General features: G+C 69.4%; 12 protein-coding genes. 6 read left to right on the forward strand and 6 right to left on the reverse strand.

The annotated features are described in order from the left end of the window. Positions 1–3: 3 nt before the first annotated feature. Positions 4–1548 carry a phage tail sheath family protein gene (locus ACZ6MA_RS07305; protein ID WP_469431781.1) on the reverse strand — a complete coding sequence of 515 codons (1545 nt, stop codon included), beginning with the start codon at positions 1546–1548 and terminating at the stop codon, positions 4–6. A gap of 211 nt (positions 1549–1759) precedes the next feature. Between ACZ6MA_RS07305 and ACZ6MA_RS07310 the strand changes: the two genes are divergently transcribed. From ACZ6MA_RS07310 to ACZ6MA_RS07320, 3 genes are all read left to right on the forward strand, one after another. Further along, complete coding sequence (locus tag ACZ6MA_RS07310) at positions 1760–5158, forward strand: phage tail protein (RefSeq protein WP_469431783.1); 3399 nt, start codon at positions 1760–1762, stop codon at positions 5156–5158. 19 nt (positions 5159–5177) lie between these two features. Then, positions 5178–5855, forward strand: a complete 678-nt coding sequence (locus tag ACZ6MA_RS07315) for a hypothetical protein (protein ID WP_469431784.1) — start codon at positions 5178–5180, stop codon at positions 5853–5855. Between the two features lie 379 nt (positions 5856–6234). Next, positions 6235–6414 (forward strand): hypothetical protein, encoded by a 180-nt coding sequence (locus ACZ6MA_RS07320; RefSeq protein ID WP_469431785.1) that lies wholly within the window; start codon positions 6235–6237, stop codon positions 6412–6414. A gap of 19 nt (positions 6415–6433) precedes the next feature. Here the strand turns inward: ACZ6MA_RS07320 and ACZ6MA_RS07325 are convergent, their stop codons facing one another. The 4 genes from ACZ6MA_RS07325 to ACZ6MA_RS07340 form a co-directional block, all read right to left on the reverse strand. Beyond that, complete coding sequence (locus tag ACZ6MA_RS07325; RefSeq protein ID WP_469431786.1) at positions 6434–8500, reverse strand: ATP-binding protein; 2067 nt, start codon at positions 8498–8500, stop codon at positions 6434–6436. Next, positions 8497–9201, reverse strand: a complete 705-nt coding sequence (locus ACZ6MA_RS07330; RefSeq protein WP_469431788.1) for a Pvc16 family protein — start codon at positions 9199–9201, stop codon at positions 8497–8499. The genes ACZ6MA_RS07325 and ACZ6MA_RS07330 overlap by 4 nt, the downstream gene beginning before the upstream one ends. Before the next feature lie 19 nt (positions 9202–9220). Then, positions 9221–11545: an HYR domain-containing protein gene (locus ACZ6MA_RS07335; protein ID WP_469431789.1), complete on the reverse strand. Its 2325-nt coding sequence runs from the start codon at positions 11543–11545 to the stop codon at positions 9221–9223. A 138-nt stretch (positions 11546–11683) separates the two neighbouring features. Next, a complete protein-coding gene (locus ACZ6MA_RS07340) occupies positions 11684–12295 on the reverse strand; it encodes a helix-turn-helix transcriptional regulator (protein ID WP_469432273.1) in 612 nt (203 codons plus the stop codon). 270 nt (positions 12296–12565) lie between these two features. On the opposite strand from ACZ6MA_RS07340, the gene ACZ6MA_RS07345 reads away from it, so the two are divergent. Then, positions 12566–13939 carry a COG1470 family protein gene (locus tag ACZ6MA_RS07345; protein ID WP_469431790.1) on the forward strand — a complete coding sequence of 458 codons (1374 nt, stop codon included), beginning with the start codon at positions 12566–12568 and terminating at the stop codon, positions 13937–13939. A gap of 38 nt (positions 13940–13977) precedes the next feature. On the opposite strand, the gene ACZ6MA_RS07350 is transcribed toward ACZ6MA_RS07345, so the two are convergent. After that, complete coding sequence (locus ACZ6MA_RS07350; protein ID WP_469431792.1) at positions 13978–14772, reverse strand: eCIS core domain-containing protein; 795 nt, start codon at positions 14770–14772, stop codon at positions 13978–13980. Between the two features lie 418 nt (positions 14773–15190). Between ACZ6MA_RS07350 and ACZ6MA_RS07355 the strand changes: the two genes are divergently transcribed. Both ACZ6MA_RS07355 and ACZ6MA_RS07360 read left to right on the forward strand, forming a co-directional pair. Further along, positions 15191–15586, forward strand: coding sequence for a carboxymuconolactone decarboxylase family protein (locus ACZ6MA_RS07355; RefSeq protein ID WP_469431794.1), 396 nt, complete (start codon positions 15191–15193; stop codon positions 15584–15586). Positions 15587–15589: 3 nt separating this feature from the next. Further along, a complete protein-coding gene (locus ACZ6MA_RS07360) occupies positions 15590–15781 on the forward strand; it encodes a hypothetical protein (protein WP_469431795.1) in 192 nt (63 codons plus the stop codon). Positions 15782–15891 lie beyond the last annotated feature (110 nt).

Here is a 15891-nt window from a genome sequence, read left to right on the forward strand (position 1 = left end):
CGGTCATTCGTCGACCGCGCCGCTTCCGCCGGACAGTTGGGCGAGCCGGAACACCACGAACTCGGCCGGCTTGACCGGTGCCACGCCGACCTCGCAGATGACCTGCCCCGCATCGATGCTTTCCGGCGGGTTGGTCTCGCGGTCGCATTTCACGTAGAACGCCTCGTCAGGGGTGAGCCCGAACAGCGCCCCCTTGCGCCATTCGTTGACCAGGAACGCCGAGACGGTGCGCCGGACCCGGGCCCACAGCGCGTCATCGTTCGGTTCAAACACCACCCACTGTGTCCCGGCGAGGATCGACTCCTCCAGGTAATTGAAGAGCCGCCGGACGTTGAGGTAGCGCCAGGCGGGGTCGGCGGCGAGGGTGCGGGCGCCCCAGACCCGGATGCCCCGGCCGGGAAAGGCCCTGAGGCAGTTGAGGCCGATGGGGTTGAGGAGGTCGTGTTCCCCCTTGGTGATCTGGATCTGGAGGTCGACGGCCCCCCGCACGACCTCGTTCGCGGGGGCCTTGTGCACCCCGCGTGACTCGTCGTTGCGGGCCCACACACCCGCGATGTGCCCGCTGGGCGGCACGAAGGCGTTGCGTCCCGCGCTCGGGTCGAAGACCTTGATCCACGGGTAGTACAGGGTGGCGTATTTCGAGTCGAACCCGGTGCGGTCGGTGCGCCATGCCTTGATCTGCTGCGGGCTCAGGCCGGGCGGCGGGTCGAGGATGGCGATGCGGTCGCCCATGGCCTCGCAGTGGGCGATGAGGCCCTGCTGGACGGAGACGACCGTGTCGAGGTCGAGCGCGCCGCGCTCGTAGGCGCTCATCAGGTCGGGGGCCGCCACCATGGTGATCTGTTCCACGGCCTCCAGGCCGCCGAAGCCGGTGCGGAGGTCGGGGTCGCCGACGTAGGACTCGGCCGACAGCGTTTCGGGGGCCGGGGTGCCGTCGGCGGGCGGGGCGGCGAGGGTGACGGACTGGGGGGCGGGCCGCGCGGGCGCGGCGCCCTTGCCGGGCTCCTCCAGGACGATGAACCGGGACCGGGACGCGACCTGCGCGGCCACGTTGTCCTTGCTGCGCTTGGTGGTGACGGCGGGATAGGTCTCGACGACGTCGCCGTCCCGCCGCACCAGGAGCGTGAAGACGTCCTGCGGTGGGTCCTCCCCCTCCGGATCGGCCACCTCGACGGTGATCTCGCCGGTGACGCCGGGCAGGGCGCGTACGAGGTACGGGCCGAGCGACGCCGGTGGCCCGGCCGCGATGGCGGGGGCGGCGCCCGCGTCGTCCCCGTCGCCGTGCTGCCCGCCGATGCGTACGACGAAGCAGGTCCCGCCGCCGTTGGCGTAGAAGCCGTAGACCGAGGCGGCCAGGTAGGTCCCTTCGACGAAGTCACCGAAGACGCCGACGAACTGGGTCCAGTTCGTGATGAGCGTCGGCTCGTTGAACGGGCCCTTCTGCGCGAATCCGACGAAGGCGGCGACCGAGGTCCCGACCCCTTCGATCGGCCGCGACCCGGACTCCATCTCTTCGACGTAGACGCCCGGGGACAGGTACGACGGCATACCACTCTCCTTGACCGGGGAACGAGGGTGATTCTCGTCAGCGCCCGGGATCAACGGAAAGAGCTTTCGGCCGCCCCGACGTGCAGGGCCGTCTGCCCGAACGGACATACGGCGTTACCCCGGTTCCGGCCCCCTGAGCTTGGGGCCCGGCCCCTCGGCCGCACTCATGCTCGACCCATGTCGGGCACGCACGGGACGACCGGGTGATGTCGTGAAGGCCGCCCCGGAAAAGGTCACCGCGAAGGATCGCGGAACACCGTCCGAGGCGGACGGGCCTACGACGCGTGCGCCCCGTGCGCCGGAAGGGTTGTCCGCCCCGCCGACCGGGGGCCGGGGGCCGGACCGCTCGGCCGTTCAGCGGCTTCAGGGGCTTCAGGGGGCGGCGGGAAACGCGGCGGTCTCCCGTCTGGTGGCACAGCGCTACGCGGAGGTGGTGCAGCCCCCGCCGGCGCGGGCACCGGGCTTTCGCGAGGTCACGGCGGACATCGCGGAGAAGAAGCGGACGGTCGCGCAACACCCGCCGGCGGCCGGTGAGTCCAAGGCCGCGCAGGACGCGGCGGTGGCCCCGCCGGACGACAAACAGGCCCAGGGCAAGGCGGCCCAGGCCGAGAAGATGAACGCGGCGAAGCCGGGTGAGTTCGACAAGGCGGCGTTCATCAAGGCGGTCAACGACGCGATCGCGGCCCAGGCGCCGAAGAACCTCGACGAGGCGGACAAGTTCTCTGAGTCGGGGAAAGCCGAGAAGGTCAAGGAACAGGTCGACGGGAAGGTCGCGGAGGGCAGCAAGTCCTCGGCCAAGGACATCGAGACCACGACGGCGGCCGCCCCCGACACCTCGGCGGCCAAGGAAAAACCCGTCACCCCGATGACCCCGGACAAGCCACCGGGGAACCCGGGCGCTCCGAGCGCCGAAGCGGCGATACCGGCGAAGCAACCGGCGGCGGTGACGGACTTCTCCGAGGGCCCGAGGGAGAACGACCAGGCACTGGCCGACGCGGACGTCACCGAGGAACAACTGGCCAAGGGCAACGAGCCGGAGTTCGACCAGGCCCTGTCGGAGAAGAAGAAAGCCGAGCAGGACTCGGCGAAGGCCCCCGCCCTGGGCAAGGCCGCGGAAGGCCGGCAGCTCGACGACGCGAAGGCGAACGCGGCGGCGGCCGGCACCCGGGCGATGGCGTCGCTGACGGCCACGCGCGCACAGGCGGGCCGCCAGGTCGACGGCGGAAAGGGCGAGACGAAGTCGAAGGACGAACGGAAGCGGGCCGAGGTCACGGCCAGGCTCGGACGAATCTTCGACGAAACGAAGAAGGACGTCGAAGGCACCCTGTCCGGCCTGGACAAGACGGTCGACGACCAGTTCACACGCGGCGAGAAGACCGCCCGCGACGCGTTCATGGCCGACCAGGAACGCCGGATGAAGGCGTACAAGAAGAAGCGCTATTCGGGATTCACGGGAAAGCTGCGCTGGGTCAAGGACAAGTTCAAGGGCCTGCCGGAGGCGGCGAACCAGCTCTACCAGGAGTCCCGCAAGCTCTATGTCCAGCAGATGCAGGGCGTCATCTCCGGCATCGCCGACACGATCGGCGCCGAACTGGGCAAGGCGAAGGCCCGCATCGCGAAGGGCCGCGCCGAACTGAAGGCCGAGGTGGACAGACTCCCCGCCGACCTACGGCAGTTCGGCCAGGAGGCGGCCGCGGACTTCGCGGGCAAGTTCGACGACCTGGAATCGGAGGTCAACGAGAAGTCCCAGCAGCTGGTGCAGGAGCTGGCCACCAAGTACACACAGGCCCTCAACAAGATCGACGAGGAGATCAAGAAACTCCAGGAGGCCAACAAGGGCCTCATCGACAAGGCGAAGGACGCGATCGTCGGCGTCATCAAGACGATCAACGAACTGAAGAATCTCCTGATGGGCATCCTGGCGAAGGCCGCCGGAGCCATCATGAAAATCATCAAGGATCCGATCGGCTTCCTGGGCAACCTGGTCCAGGCGGTGGGCGCGGGCCTGAACCTCTTCATCGGGAACATCGCGGACCACCTGGAAAAGGGCCTGGTCTCCTGGCTCCTGGGCACGGCGGTGAAGGCGGGCCTGGAACTCCCGGCGAAGTTCGACCTCAAGGGCATCATCCGGATCATCGGCTCGTTGCTGGGCCTGACGTGGGACAACATCCGCGCGCGAGTCGTCCGCAAGGGCGTCCCGGACCAGGCGATGAGCGCGGTCGAACAACAGGTGCCGGTGGCGGGGGCGTTGCAGCGCGAGGGCCCGGCGGGCGCGTCGAAGGAAATCTCCGCCCAGGCCGGTGACCTCAAGGGCTCGATCCTCCAGAAACTCAAGAGCTATCTGATCCCGACGGTTCTGATCGCGGGCATCACCTGGATCGTGTCCCTGCTGAACCCGGCCTCCGCCTTTGTCAGGGCGGTCAAGGGAATCATCGACATCGTCACGTTCATCGTGAACCAGGGCGCGCAGGTGGTCGATTTCGTCAACGCGGTCCTGGACGCGGTCATCGCCATCGCGAACGGCGGCAAGGCGGGCGTTCCGAAAATGGTCGAGGGCGCGCTGGCGGCGAGCGTTCCCTTACTGATCGGCTTCTTGGCGGCGCTGGTGGGGGTCGGGGGGCTGGCGAACAAGGTGAAGCAGGTGTTTCACGCGGTTTCGCGGCCGGTGAATCGTGCGATCGACAGGATCGTGGACTTCTTGGCGAAGGCGGGCAAGAAGCTCTGGAAAATGCGCGCCGAAAATAACAAAGAGAGGAAAGGGGAAGACAGAAGCGGAAAGGGCGACAAGGAAAGCGAAAACAGAGTAAAAGTATCCGTCAAACGACATCTCAAAATGAACGGAGAGCCTCACACATTACACGCTACGGCCACACACGGCAAGGTCGACGTTGGCATGGCGTCAAGAAAAATAGAGAAGCTGCAACAACTCACTCGCCAAGCCATAAAAGAGGTTCCCAACACACCGGACAAGCCTCGAATAATCAAACAGTTCGAGATTATATTAATGGAGCTTGCCGAGCTGGACCGGGAATCCGTTTACATGCGAGAGAGGAGACATATCGAAGATACCGTAAATTCGAAGGTAAATGACATGGCGGAACTCCTGGAACGCGTGGGCAGAGATTATGGGCTCAGGAGCCTTAAATCGCTCGGCCACGCGTCGAAATGGGTGGTTGATGGAGAGTTGAAGAAGGCATACAGAGGCGAGAACTTCCGCCCCCGAGTATATGGTGGCTGGAGAAAAGCCACCATCGACTGGCGCGAGAATGAACGCACGAGAATGGAGAATGAGAAGAAGGCCCCAACCTGGCAGCACGACCCCCTGCGCAGAGTCGAAGGCACATACGTCTGCCCTTCTCACGGAGGCAGGCCTGAACATTTGGCAGACCCCCGGGAAGACAAAGGGCTATTGAGCCTGGACCACAGTCAACCATCCGTTTCCGTTCACTGGATGACGAGAGGGCGAGATTGCAAACATCCCGTACGTACCGCATTTTACAACGATATACCCAATCTGGTCCCCATGTGCAAAAGCTGCAATTCAAGCAAAGGGGGTGATGCTATTGACGACTACTCCGTAACTTCACGATTCCGCGGGAGCGGCGAATGAAGGAATGGGTCAGCCTAATATGAACAATAAAAGCATCGCAAACCCAAACTTCCAGCTCTGGAATCCCTTGTGCCGCACAAATGGCGCCAAGGTACAGTGCCGATTCGATGTGACCTCACCAGAATATCTAGGAATCAACAAGGGGGATCGCGTATTGATTTCCGGGTTCTTGGACACTCTGGACGTCTGTTTCGGAGAACTCGAACACTGGACCGTGGAGAGGTTTGCCAGCCCCTATTTTTCTTATGACCCGGAAGCGCCAGACTGGAGAGATTTATTTGGGCTGGCATGGCGCATAACCTTGTCGATTGCGGACGTCTCACGCTACCGAGCGTGCGGTAGATTCGGCCCTTACTCAGCGGACGGGCTGGACTCAACATGGACCGCAGGGCAAAATCCGACCGTAAACGAAGAGGAAAAATGCGTGATCATAGCAACAGAGGGGCCAAGTCGAGATTTTAGCGAATTAACCGGCAGTCCGGCCGGTGGGCAAATGGAGATGTTGACATTTAAACTCCCTCACGCTGACGTAATGCAGGCCCGAGTGAGTCTTGGAGCGGTGAATCTATCTGATTCGACGGCAGCAGTTCGTCAAATTTTAAATCGGTCCAAGGCCGGGTTTATGACTACCCATTGGACGGATGCGTTCGACCGCTCCGCCTGGCAGAAGGCGCCCCAGTGGGTGACGAGGGACTGACGCAACTAGAGTTCAAGCACAGCACTGCGGCAACGCGAGCGGGCTTGCAGTCGTTGTAGGCCGCGCCCGTCATGGATCTCAGCCCCTGGCTCAAGCCGTGCGGAGCGCGGGGGACGACGCACAGGCCCCGTATGTCATGGTTTGAAGCACCCAGAGAGGCCGGACCGCTTAACCTCCAAGAGGTACGCCCCGGCTCGACCGGGGGCCAGCGAGGTGGGGATCCTGCTTATTTTTCGACCGCCAGCGCAACGCGTCCTGCTCGTAGCAGGAGACAAGGCCGGGCAGCGGTCCGAGTGGTACCGCCAGTCGATTCCCCTCGCGGAGGCTCATTACGCCGCCTGGCTGGGCCATCTCGAACAACGGCAGAGAATGGGCAGGAATGACAAGCTTTCACCCGTGGGACGACGTCAAGCGTGAGGTCTTCGACGCCGAGGACCTCGACGAGATCACAGCCGGATCTCAGCGCATGGTCTCGGAGGCACGCGCACACCGTCTCGCCGACATGCGCCAGGAACCGTGCCGCTCCCAGAGCGAGGTAGCGGCCCGCATGCAGGTTTGATGGGAGTGGGTGCCGGCGGTCAGCCCGTCAGCAGCCCCACATACGGCCCGAATTCGGAGGCCAGCGTCAAGCGGCCCAGCTTCTGGTACTCCCGCTGCACCCCCCGGATCAGATCCGGCATCGTCACCGGCTCCCCCGATTCCGCCGCCAGATACGCCGCCGTCACCGCGACCGAGCGGATGTTGCCGCCCGTCAGCTCGAACGACTCCGCGCAGAATTCCAGGTCCAGCCCCGCCGAGCGAGGCAGCACCGGGCCCAGGCAGCGTTCCCACAGCAGCAGGCGCTGCGCCGCGTCCGGGACGGGGAAGTCGATCACCAGGTCCAGGCGGCGGGTGAACGCGTCGTCCAGGTTGGCTCGTAGGTTGGTCGACAGGATCGCCAGGCCGTCGAAGGATTCCACGCGCTGCAGCAGGTACGCGCTCTCGACGTTCGCGTAGCGGTCGTGCGCGTCCTTCACCTCCGACCGTTTGCCGAAGATCGCGTCGGCTTCGTCGAAGAGCAGGACGCCGTTGATTCCGGCCGCCTCCGAGAAGATGCGTTCGAGGTTCTTCTCCGTCTCGCCGACGTATTTGTCGATGACCGTCGACAGGTCCACCGTGTAGAGGTCCAGGCCCAGGTCCGCCGCGATCACCTCCGCCGACATCGTCTTGCCCGTGCCCGAGTCTCCCGCGAACAGGGCCGTCACGCCGCGTCCCCGGCCGCCGCCGGGGCGCATGCCCCACTCCCCCAGGACCCGGTCCCGGTGGCGGGCCCGGGAGGTCAGTTCCCGGAGCTGGGTCAGGGGGTCCGGTGGGAGGACCAGGTCCGGCCAGCCGACCGCCGGTTCGATGCGGCGGGCCAGGCGGTCCAGGCCCGCCGCGTTCTGGCCCCGGGCGCCGGCGCGGATGTGGTCCGGGGTGAGGGTGCCGCCGTCGAGGACGGATGCCTGTGCCGCGCTCCTCGCCGCGCGGGCGATCTGGTCCGGGGACAGCAGGAACGGGGACAGGACCCGGGTCACGTCCAGGTCCGGGGGGAGCGTGGCGGGGTACGCCTTGGCCCACAGGGCTGATCTCGCCGCCGGCTCCACCCTCGGTGCGTGCAGCAGCGACGGCGGGCGGGCCGACCACGTCGCGTCCCACGGGGCGCGGCCCACCAGGATCACCGGGAGCGGCGCGTCGGCGAGGCTGCGGATCGTCTCCGGTTTCTCCCGGGCCAGGGCGTCGATCGGCCCGCACACCAGGCCCGCACCGGTGAGGCGGGCCTCGCGGGTCAGGACGCGTACCGCTTCCGCCGGGTTCGGGTCCGCGGCCAGGCGTTCGAGGTCCACCCCCAGCGTTCCCCGGCCCGTACGGGTCAGTGCGGAGGCCGCCAGGGCCGTGCCCGCTCCGCCCTGCTCCTCGCGCAGGTACGCCAGGTGGATGCCGCCGTCCAGGCCGCGGGCCAGCGGTCCCGGGTCGCCCACTCCGGGCACGTCGTGCCAGGGAGCGAGCAGGTCGGCGATCCGGGGGGCGGGGGTGTCGTCGCCGAGCAGGTGGGACGTCACCCGGTCCGGGACCCGTAACTCCCGGCCCAGGAAGGGGCGCTCCCCCTCCTCCACCAGCAACAGCCCGCCCGCGCGCAGCGGCGCCGACGGGCCCAGCCGGGCCCGCGCGTCCGCGTCGGCGGCGGGCAGTCCGCACAGGCCGAGGGCCAGTCCGGCGGAGGGACGGCGTCGGGTCACGTCGTCGTTCAGGTAGCCGTAGAGGGCCTCGAAACGGTCGTCCAGGTCCGGGACCAGGGCGATGAGCAGGATCTCCGCGTCCAGATCGGTCAGGTCGAACGCCTTCATCAGGGCGTCCAGCCGTGTCAGTCCGGCCGGACCGGCATCGGCATCGGCATTCGCGTCGGCATCGGCATCGGCATCGCCCGTGAACACCGGCTCCGGCACCGCGATGGGTCTGCCCTCGTCGAGCAGCCGTCGTACTCGCTCGTCGCTCAAGTACAGTCCGCGGAACTCGTCGTCCGGGTCCGGGTCCGTCCGCTGTCTCGCCTCCACCGCACGTCGTACGCGCCGTTCGACCGCGACCGCGCGGCTCAGGAGGTGGCGCAGGCTCGGGTCCTCGTTCATTCCCGGTCCGCCTCCGCCACCCGGGAGGCGATGCCCGGTGCCCCCGGGCGGGTGCCGTAGACCGGTAGCCGCCGTCCGTCCGGTGTCCTCCGGTAGGTCTCCTCGGTGCCGCTCCGCTCCTCGGGCGGGATGCCGGAGAAGCCGAGCCGCACGCCCTCCTCGCCGACCGGCGGACCGGCCTCGTAGACCGGCGACGCCGTCACCGGCACGCTCACCACCAGGTCGAGTGAGGGTTTGAGTTCGCCTCCGAGCGCGCTCCACACGTCGGCGAACGACCGGTCCTCCGGCGGGGGCAGCGCGATGGTCATGGGCACCGCCACGCCGATCTCGGCCAGGGAGCCGGTGAGCCGTTCGGTGGGCAGGGCCTCGTGCCGCAGCAGGCAGGCGAGCAGTGCGGAGAGCAACCGGTGTTCGTCCTCGGGGCGCTTGGTCCACGCGGTGATCAGGTACGAGAGCTTGAAGTAGCGCGGTGGCCGGCGGCGGGCCACGACGACACCGGTCTCGTCGTACGCGTTGTGCAGCCCGCGTTCGCGGCGCCGCGTGTCCTCCCGGATGTCGTACAGGTACAGATTGACCGTCGGCGCGTTGACCTTGGCCGCCCAGTCCCGTGTGGGCGCGTCGAAGGCCACCACGATCTGGGCGCCTTCCAGGGCGTCGTCCCGCAGCAGCGCGCGCAGGGACTCGTCGACTTCGTGAATCACCGGTGTGTCCCCTGCCGTCTCAGCCCCGGCCCGCGAAGTCCGGTGGGTTCAGTTTGCGTTGGACGACCAGGAACGGCCGTTGGAGCCGCTCCAGTCCCCGGACCTCCGCCCGCAGTTCGCGTGGGCCGAGCCGGTCCTTGCGCAGCACCAGCACCTGGGCCTCGAACGTGCCGTCGCGCCCGACGCGCACCGCCGACCGGGCGGCGGTGATCCCCGGCCGCCAGGTGAGCCGTACGGCCGAGCCGGGCGGGAAGTCCTTGCCGCGTGCCCGTACCACCTGGCCGGGCGGCCCGACCTCCGGTGTGATGGTGAGTTCCGGCCGCAGGACGCGGATCCGGGCGAGGGCGGTGTTGTCGCCCTGCCCCACGTCGCGCAGCGCGCCGCGCACCGTGGCCCGTACGGCGCCGTCGACGGGTGCCGCGTACACCGCCGGCTGGGTGACGGTGAGCCGGCCGCCGACCGGGATGCGGCACGGGTTGTCCCGGTCGCAGGCCGAGAGCCGTCCCACCACGGGGCGGCCGGAGTCGGCCGTGGCCGGCCAGTCCGTGGTGAGCACGACGCCTTCCGCCACCCTGGGGCCGGCGTTGGTGAGGGTGAAGCGCGCCCGGGTGGTCCTGCCGACGTAGTCGGGCACGGGCAGCACGCTCGCGGTGACCGCGAGGTCCGCCGCGACCGGGAGGGGGGCCGCGAGGACGGTGAAGGCGGCCGTGTCGGTGCCCTTGTTGCCCGCGGAGTCCGTGGCGGTGCAGCTCACTTCGGTGGTTCCCAGCGGGAAGAGCGAGCCCGGCGGGGGGACGCAGGTGACCGGCAGGTCACCGTCCACCGTGTCCTTGGCCGTGGCGACGTAGTCGATCTTCGCGCCGTCCTTGCCCGTCGCCTCGACGACGCGGTCGTCGAGGGTGACCTGCGGGCCGGACGCGTCGCGCACCGTGAACGTGGCCGTGCCGGTGCCCTTGTTGCCTGCGGAGTCGGTCGCCGCGCAGGTGACGTGGGTGGTGCCCAGGGGGAAGAGGGAGCCGGGGCCGGGGGTGCAGGTGACCGGCAGGTCACCGTCCACCGCGTCGTTCGCGGTCGCGGTGTAGTCGATCCGCGCACCGTCCCTGCCCGTCGCTTCGACCGCCTGGTCGTCCACCGTGACCCGGGGGGCCGTGATGTCACGCACCGCGACCTCGATCCGTTCGTGGTAGGCGGGCACGGGGCCGGGGCCGGCCTCGGCCCGTGGCGGTGCGGCTCCTCCCGGCACCTTGCCGTCCATCAGGAACTGGACCGTGCACCGCAGCGTCTGCCCCTGGGGGGCGTCGTTCGCCGCGGTGACGGTCTCCGTGAAGGCGACGGTGGTGCCGCTGGTCACTGTGCGCGTCGCCGGCTCCAGGGTGACGCCGAGGGCGGGGTCGCAGCCGGTCGTGCGGTGGCTGACGGTCGTGGGCAGGGCGGTCAGCCCTTCGACGATCTTCTCGGCCACCCGCTTGGGGTCGACGCCCTTGAGGATCGTGCCCCCGGTGGCGTTCGCGACCTTGGTGCCCTGGTTCGGCTCGTGGGGCTCCTTCGGCTTGCCGTCACCGTCGAGACCGTCCCCGACGGGGGTGCCGATGTCGACGGCGACGACGCGGGCCTTCCTGTTCCGCAGGGCGCCGATGGCGTCGTCGAGGGTGTGTCCGAGGCTGGGGTCGTGGCTGGAGGCGTCACCGATGAGGACCACGACGGGGCTGGCACCCTCGCGGAACGCCGTCTGTCCGTCCGCTCCCCGGGCGACCTGCCACAGGGCGTTGATCCAGTCCTCGACGGGCGGGCTGCTGCCGCCGAGGTCCGCCTTGAGCTGGTCGACCCCCTTTTCCTGGACGTCCTTCAGGTTGCCCGTGAGCCCCTGGAGCACGCTGAACGCCTTCGGCCCGTCGGTGACGTCGCCGTACTTGGCCACGGCGAACCAGGAGTCCGGTTGCGCGTCCCGCACCGTCTTGGTGATGGTGCCGAGTTCCGTCTTCAGCTTCCCGATGGTCTCCGCCATGCTGATGGTGCCGTCCACCAGCAGCACCACGTCCGGCCGCGGCGGCACGACCGGCGTCCGCACCTGCTTGTCCACCCGGAGGGACGCGCCCGGGGCGAGCGTCGTCGCGACGGTGTCGGGCCGGACCGTCCACCACTCCGGGGAGCCGCGGCCGTCGGCGGCACCGGGAACGACGCCCACCAGCAGCGCCAGCACGACGGCGACCGAGCCGATCCGGGCCGCCCTGACGCCCGCCCGGCGGCGCCTGCCGGGGCCCGTGCGGGGCCTCGCCGCGAAGCCCGTGCCGGAACCCGTTCCGGAGCCCGCCGCCCACGACAGTAATCGCTGAACTCCCCGCACGCTCCACCCCGTTCACCATCGACTGTCCCGGCCCCGGCCGCCCCACCCTCGCGTGCGCCTGCCCGCGCCCGCAGCGGTGGGCGAGCCAACCCTTCGGGTGCGAAGCCGTGCCCGAAGGGGCACGTCCCGCGGTGTCGTTCAGATCAGGCCCTGGCGCAGCGCGTAGGCCACGGCGTGGGAGCGGTTGCGCAGGTTCAGCCGGGTCATCACCGCGTGGAGCACGTTCTTGATGGTCCGTTCCGAGTAGGCGAGTTTCAGGGCGATGTCGGCGGTGTCGTATCCCTCGGCGACCAGGCGCAGGACCTCGATCTCGCGGGCGGAGAGGCCGTTGAAGTTGATGCCGCGCGGCCCGAGCACCTCGCCCTGCAGACGGCCCACCTGCTCCAGCAGGCTGCCCAGCAGATCGGCCGGCACATGCCCTTCCCCCCGCGCCACGGCTCCTATCACCTGCACCAGCCGTTCCCCGGTGGCCTCGGCCCGCCGTACGACTCCGACGAAGCCGCATTCCGCCGCGCTCACCAGTTGCTGTTCGTCGATCTGCGTGGTGACCAGCACCCCGCGCGCGGTGCCGGCCCGCTGGATCTGCCGCAGCACCCGCAGGGCGACCTCGTCGACGACGTCCACGACCATCACCACGACCTGGGCCTCCTGCCCGCCGCCCCGGTCGACGAGCCGTACTTCGGGGCGGGTGCGCAGCTGGCTCGCCACGCCGGCTTGCGAGATGGGGTCCTGTGCTCTCAGGTCGACCATGATGCGGTCAGCGGTTGTCTGGTTCACATCGTTCCTCCCTTGCCGAGCCACCGGTCCGTGCCGAGCCACCGATGTGATGCCTGTCGAATGCACCTGTCATGTGTCTGTCATGTCCATGCGGGCATGCGCAGCTCGCCCCACCCCCTCGTTTCCCGGCAAGCTCAGTATTCCCCAGGGAAACTGACGATGTCTCAGCGCGAACGTCGATCTGCCCGAAAGTGTTCCTGTGCGGCCGCTGGCCGCCCGGGGAGCGGCCCGTAGCGTGCGCGCATGAGTGTTTCGGCGAGCCTGGACGCGTCTTCGGTCACCGTGGAGCCCGGTGGCGAGGCCGGACTTCCCCTGCGGGTGCTCAATTCGGGTACCACCGTCGAGGAATTCGTGTTCGAGGTGGTCGGGCCGTGTGCCGGCTGGACCACCGTCGAGCCGCCGTCCCTGTCCCTCTATCCGGGCGCGTCCGGCTCCGCGACCCTGCGGCTCCGGCCACCGCGCGAGAGCGACGTCGTGCCCGGCGAGACACCGCTCGGCCTGCGCGTCGTGCCCACCGGCGCCCCGGGCGACACCGTGGTGCCCGAGAGTGTGGTGACGGTACTGCCGTTCACCGAGATCACCTCCGAGCTGGTGCCCCGCACCTCGCGGAGCGTCTGGCGCGGACGGCACAAGGTCGCGGTGGACAACCGGGGCAATATCCCGGTGACGGTGCTGCTCACCTCGCGCGGTGACGACGAGCGGGCCCGGCTGGCCTTCGATCCCGCCGAGTGCGCCGTCCCGCCCGGCCAGGCCCGGTTCGCGAAGCTGCGGGTCCGCCCGGCCAAGCGGCTGTGGCGCGGAGCACCGGTCACCCATCCGTTCCAGGTGGCGGTGGTACCGCGGCCGGTGGAGGGGCAAGGACCGCACGAGCCGGAAGTGCTGGACGGCACGTACGAGCAGCAGGCCATCCTGCCGGGCTGGCTGCCCCGCGCGCTGATCGTGGCGGCGTTGCTGGTGGGCGTGCTGGTCGGGCTCTGGTTCGCGGTGCTCCGGCCCACCGTGCGGTCGGCGGCGCGGGAGGCGATCACACCGGACGCGGTCGAGAGAGCCGTGAACAACAGACCGAAGGGGGGCGGCGGTACGGCGGGCTCGCAAGGGCAGCCGTCGGGCGGCCCGAACGCGCCGGGCGGTGCCGACGGGGGCGCCACGGCCGGTTCGTCAGGCTCCTCGGGGGCCTCCGGCTCCCCGGCCTCGCCCGGCCCGTCGGCCGGTTCGCCGAAGCGCGGCGAGCCGGGCGGGCCCGCGGCGCCCAAGAGCGCCCGGGTGGAGGTGCGCGACTCGGTCGGCGGCGGGCCGCAGAGTTCCTCCGCGATGGTGGTCCCCGAGGGCAAGACGTTCGAGCTGACGGACATCGTGCTGCAGAACCCGCAGGGTGACGCGGGCACGCTGGTGGTGTCGATCCAGGACGAACAGCACTTCAATCTGGCGCTGGAGAACTTCCGCGATTCCGACTACCACTTCGTGACCCCGATCGAGGTTCCCGCCGGGGGCCGGGTCACGCTGTCGGTCAGTTGCCGCGAAGTGGGCAGGCCCGTGAAGGCGCCGACTCCGTCGCAGTGCTCGGAGTCGATGTTCCTCGGTGGCTCCCTGCGGGCGGAGAAGCCGGACAACGGCTGAGCGCGGCGGCCGGGAACGGTCAGTGGCCGCGGCACCCGCTACTCCGGCGGCGTCTCTTCCTCTTCCTCCTCGCCGCCGCCTTCCGTGGCCCGCTGGACGAACGACCCCTGGACGTCGGCCGGTTCCTCGTCCTCGTCCTCGGTCTGCCGTTGCACCGGCGGGGCGGCCGAGGGGGTGGGGGCAGGGGCCGGGGCGGCGGGCGGCGCCACGGCGGGGGCGGGCCGTGCCATGACCCGCTCGGCGTTGGCCGTGGCCTCCTGCTCGAAGCGGTCGCCGGGATCGCTCACCCGGATCCCGCCCGGCGCCTCGGTGCCCTCGACCGGGCCGCTGCGCTGCTGGATGACGTGGGTCAGCTCATGGGCGAGCGTGGTGCGCCCCGCGTGCGAGGACGGGTCGTAGGCATCGCGCTGGAACACGACGTCGTTGCCCACCGTGTACGCGCGGGCGCCGACATCCCGCGCCGACTCGTGTGCCGCGGCGCCCGTGTGCACCCGGACGTCGGAGAAGTCCGCGCCGAGTCTGGCCTCCATGTCGGTGCGGGTCTCGGGGTCAAGGGACCGGCCGCCGCCGGACGCGATCACGTCGTGGACCGGGGAGCGCGGCGGGGCTTCCTCCGGTGTCTGCCGTCGCAGCGCCGACCGTACGGCCCCGTTGCCCACGGCTCGTTGCAAGGCGCCCATCCCGGAGCGGCCGACCACGTCCGTACGCCCCGAGGCGGCCGCCTCGTACAGCCGGGACAATTCCCCGGGGGCGCGGGGGTCCGCCGCCTTGCCGGGCTGCGCCGTCTCGTCGTGCTCGTGCTCGTGTTCGCCGCCGTGGTGTCGCGTGTGCATGTGTGGCTCCCCTCGAGTGGCCGCACCGCTTCGGCGCCCTTTCCGCGGCCGGACCGCTTCCGGCTCCCAGGCTCGTGGGCGGCGGTCCCGGGCGTCCAGGCCCGGCCGCCGCCGGGAAGGGCAGCGCCGACTGCCCGAAGGGGAAACCCCGCCCCGCGGCCCCCGGGCGCGGGCCGCCCGGCCCGGTGGCCCGCCGGATACGAACACTTACGGTCCGTACCCAAGGGCTCCCGAGGTCACCCGTGACAGCCACCCGTGACAGCGGGGATTCCTCGTGCTTGAGTGGAAGGTGAGGGCCGCGAGCGTCGCAGAGTCCACCCTGCTTCGCACCCTGATGGATCTCGGTGCCTCTCCAGCTCGTGACCAGCACGAACGGGCCCCGGGCGGGCGCGCGGCGCTCCTTGAGGAGGGAGCCGTCATGGCTGCCACGGTCAATCGCGGCGAGATCGAAGCCGACATCAAGGAGACCTTGGGCCTCGTCCCGCACTTCTTCTCCACCATCCCCACCGAACTGCTCGCACCCGAGTGGGAGATCTTCAAGAGGATCGAACTCGGCGAGACACTCATACCCAACAAGTACAAGGAACTGATCGGCGTCGGTCTGCACTCCGAGACCAAGTGCCGTTACTGCACCTTGTTCCACACCGAGGCCGCGAAGCTCTTCGGCGCCACGGACGAGGAGATCCAGGAGGCCGTGCACTACGCGAAGGCGAGCCTGGGGTGGAGCGCCTACATCAATGGCATGCAGGAGGACTATGACGGCTTCGCCGCCGAGTTGGCGCAGGTCGTCGAGTACGTGCGGTCCCAGGGCTGACCGATGGAACTGGAGAGGATCCGCCCGATGGTGCTGCGGGGCACGTTCCACGCGTACGAACTGGCGGCCCTGACCGCGGCCGCCCGTTACGTCTCGGAGTCCGAGCCGCCGGAGCTGCCCGCCGAAGCCATCGCGCAGCTGCGTCAGGTGCTGGAGGAGTACGACCGGCAGGTCCGTGACCTGCCGGCCGCATGACGGTGCCGCGGAGCCGGCCACACCGGGCAGGCGCGCCGTCCCGGGCGTGGGCCGGTGGCGGCTCACGGTCCCGGGACGGGGCTTTCATCGGGGCCGGGGCCCCGGGTGGT

This window comes from Streptomyces sp. NPDC042259, from assembly GCF_055582085.1.

Bases quoted from the DNA above. Each gene is read 5' to 3' on its own strand.
- ACZ6MA_RS07305 (WP_469431781.1), bottom strand. From the start codon at position 1,548: ATGCCGTCGTACCTGTCCCCGGGCGTCTACGTCGAAGAGATGGAGTCC.
- ACZ6MA_RS07315 (WP_469431784.1), top strand. From the start codon at position 5,178: ATGAACAATAAAAGCATCGCAAACCCAAACTTCCAGCTCTGGAATCCC.
- ACZ6MA_RS07320 (WP_469431785.1), top strand. From the start codon at position 6,235: ATGACAAGCTTTCACCCGTGGGACGACGTCAAGCGTGAGGTCTTCGAC.
- ACZ6MA_RS07325 (WP_469431786.1), bottom strand. From the start codon at position 8,500: ATGAACGAGGACCCGAGCCTGCGCCACCTCCTGAGCCGCGCGGTCGCG.
- ACZ6MA_RS07340 (WP_469432273.1), bottom strand. From the start codon at position 12,295: ATGGTCGACCTGAGAGCACAGGACCCCATCTCGCAAGCCGGCGTGGCG.
- ACZ6MA_RS07345 (WP_469431790.1), top strand. From the start codon at position 12,566: ATGAGTGTTTCGGCGAGCCTGGACGCGTCTTCGGTCACCGTGGAGCCC.
- ACZ6MA_RS07350 (WP_469431792.1), bottom strand. From the start codon at position 14,772: ATGCACACGCGACACCACGGCGGCGAACACGAGCACGAGCACGACGAG.
- ACZ6MA_RS07355 (WP_469431794.1), top strand. From the start codon at position 15,191: ATGGCTGCCACGGTCAATCGCGGCGAGATCGAAGCCGACATCAAGGAG.
- ACZ6MA_RS07360 (WP_469431795.1), top strand. From the start codon at position 15,590: ATGGAACTGGAGAGGATCCGCCCGATGGTGCTGCGGGGCACGTTCCAC.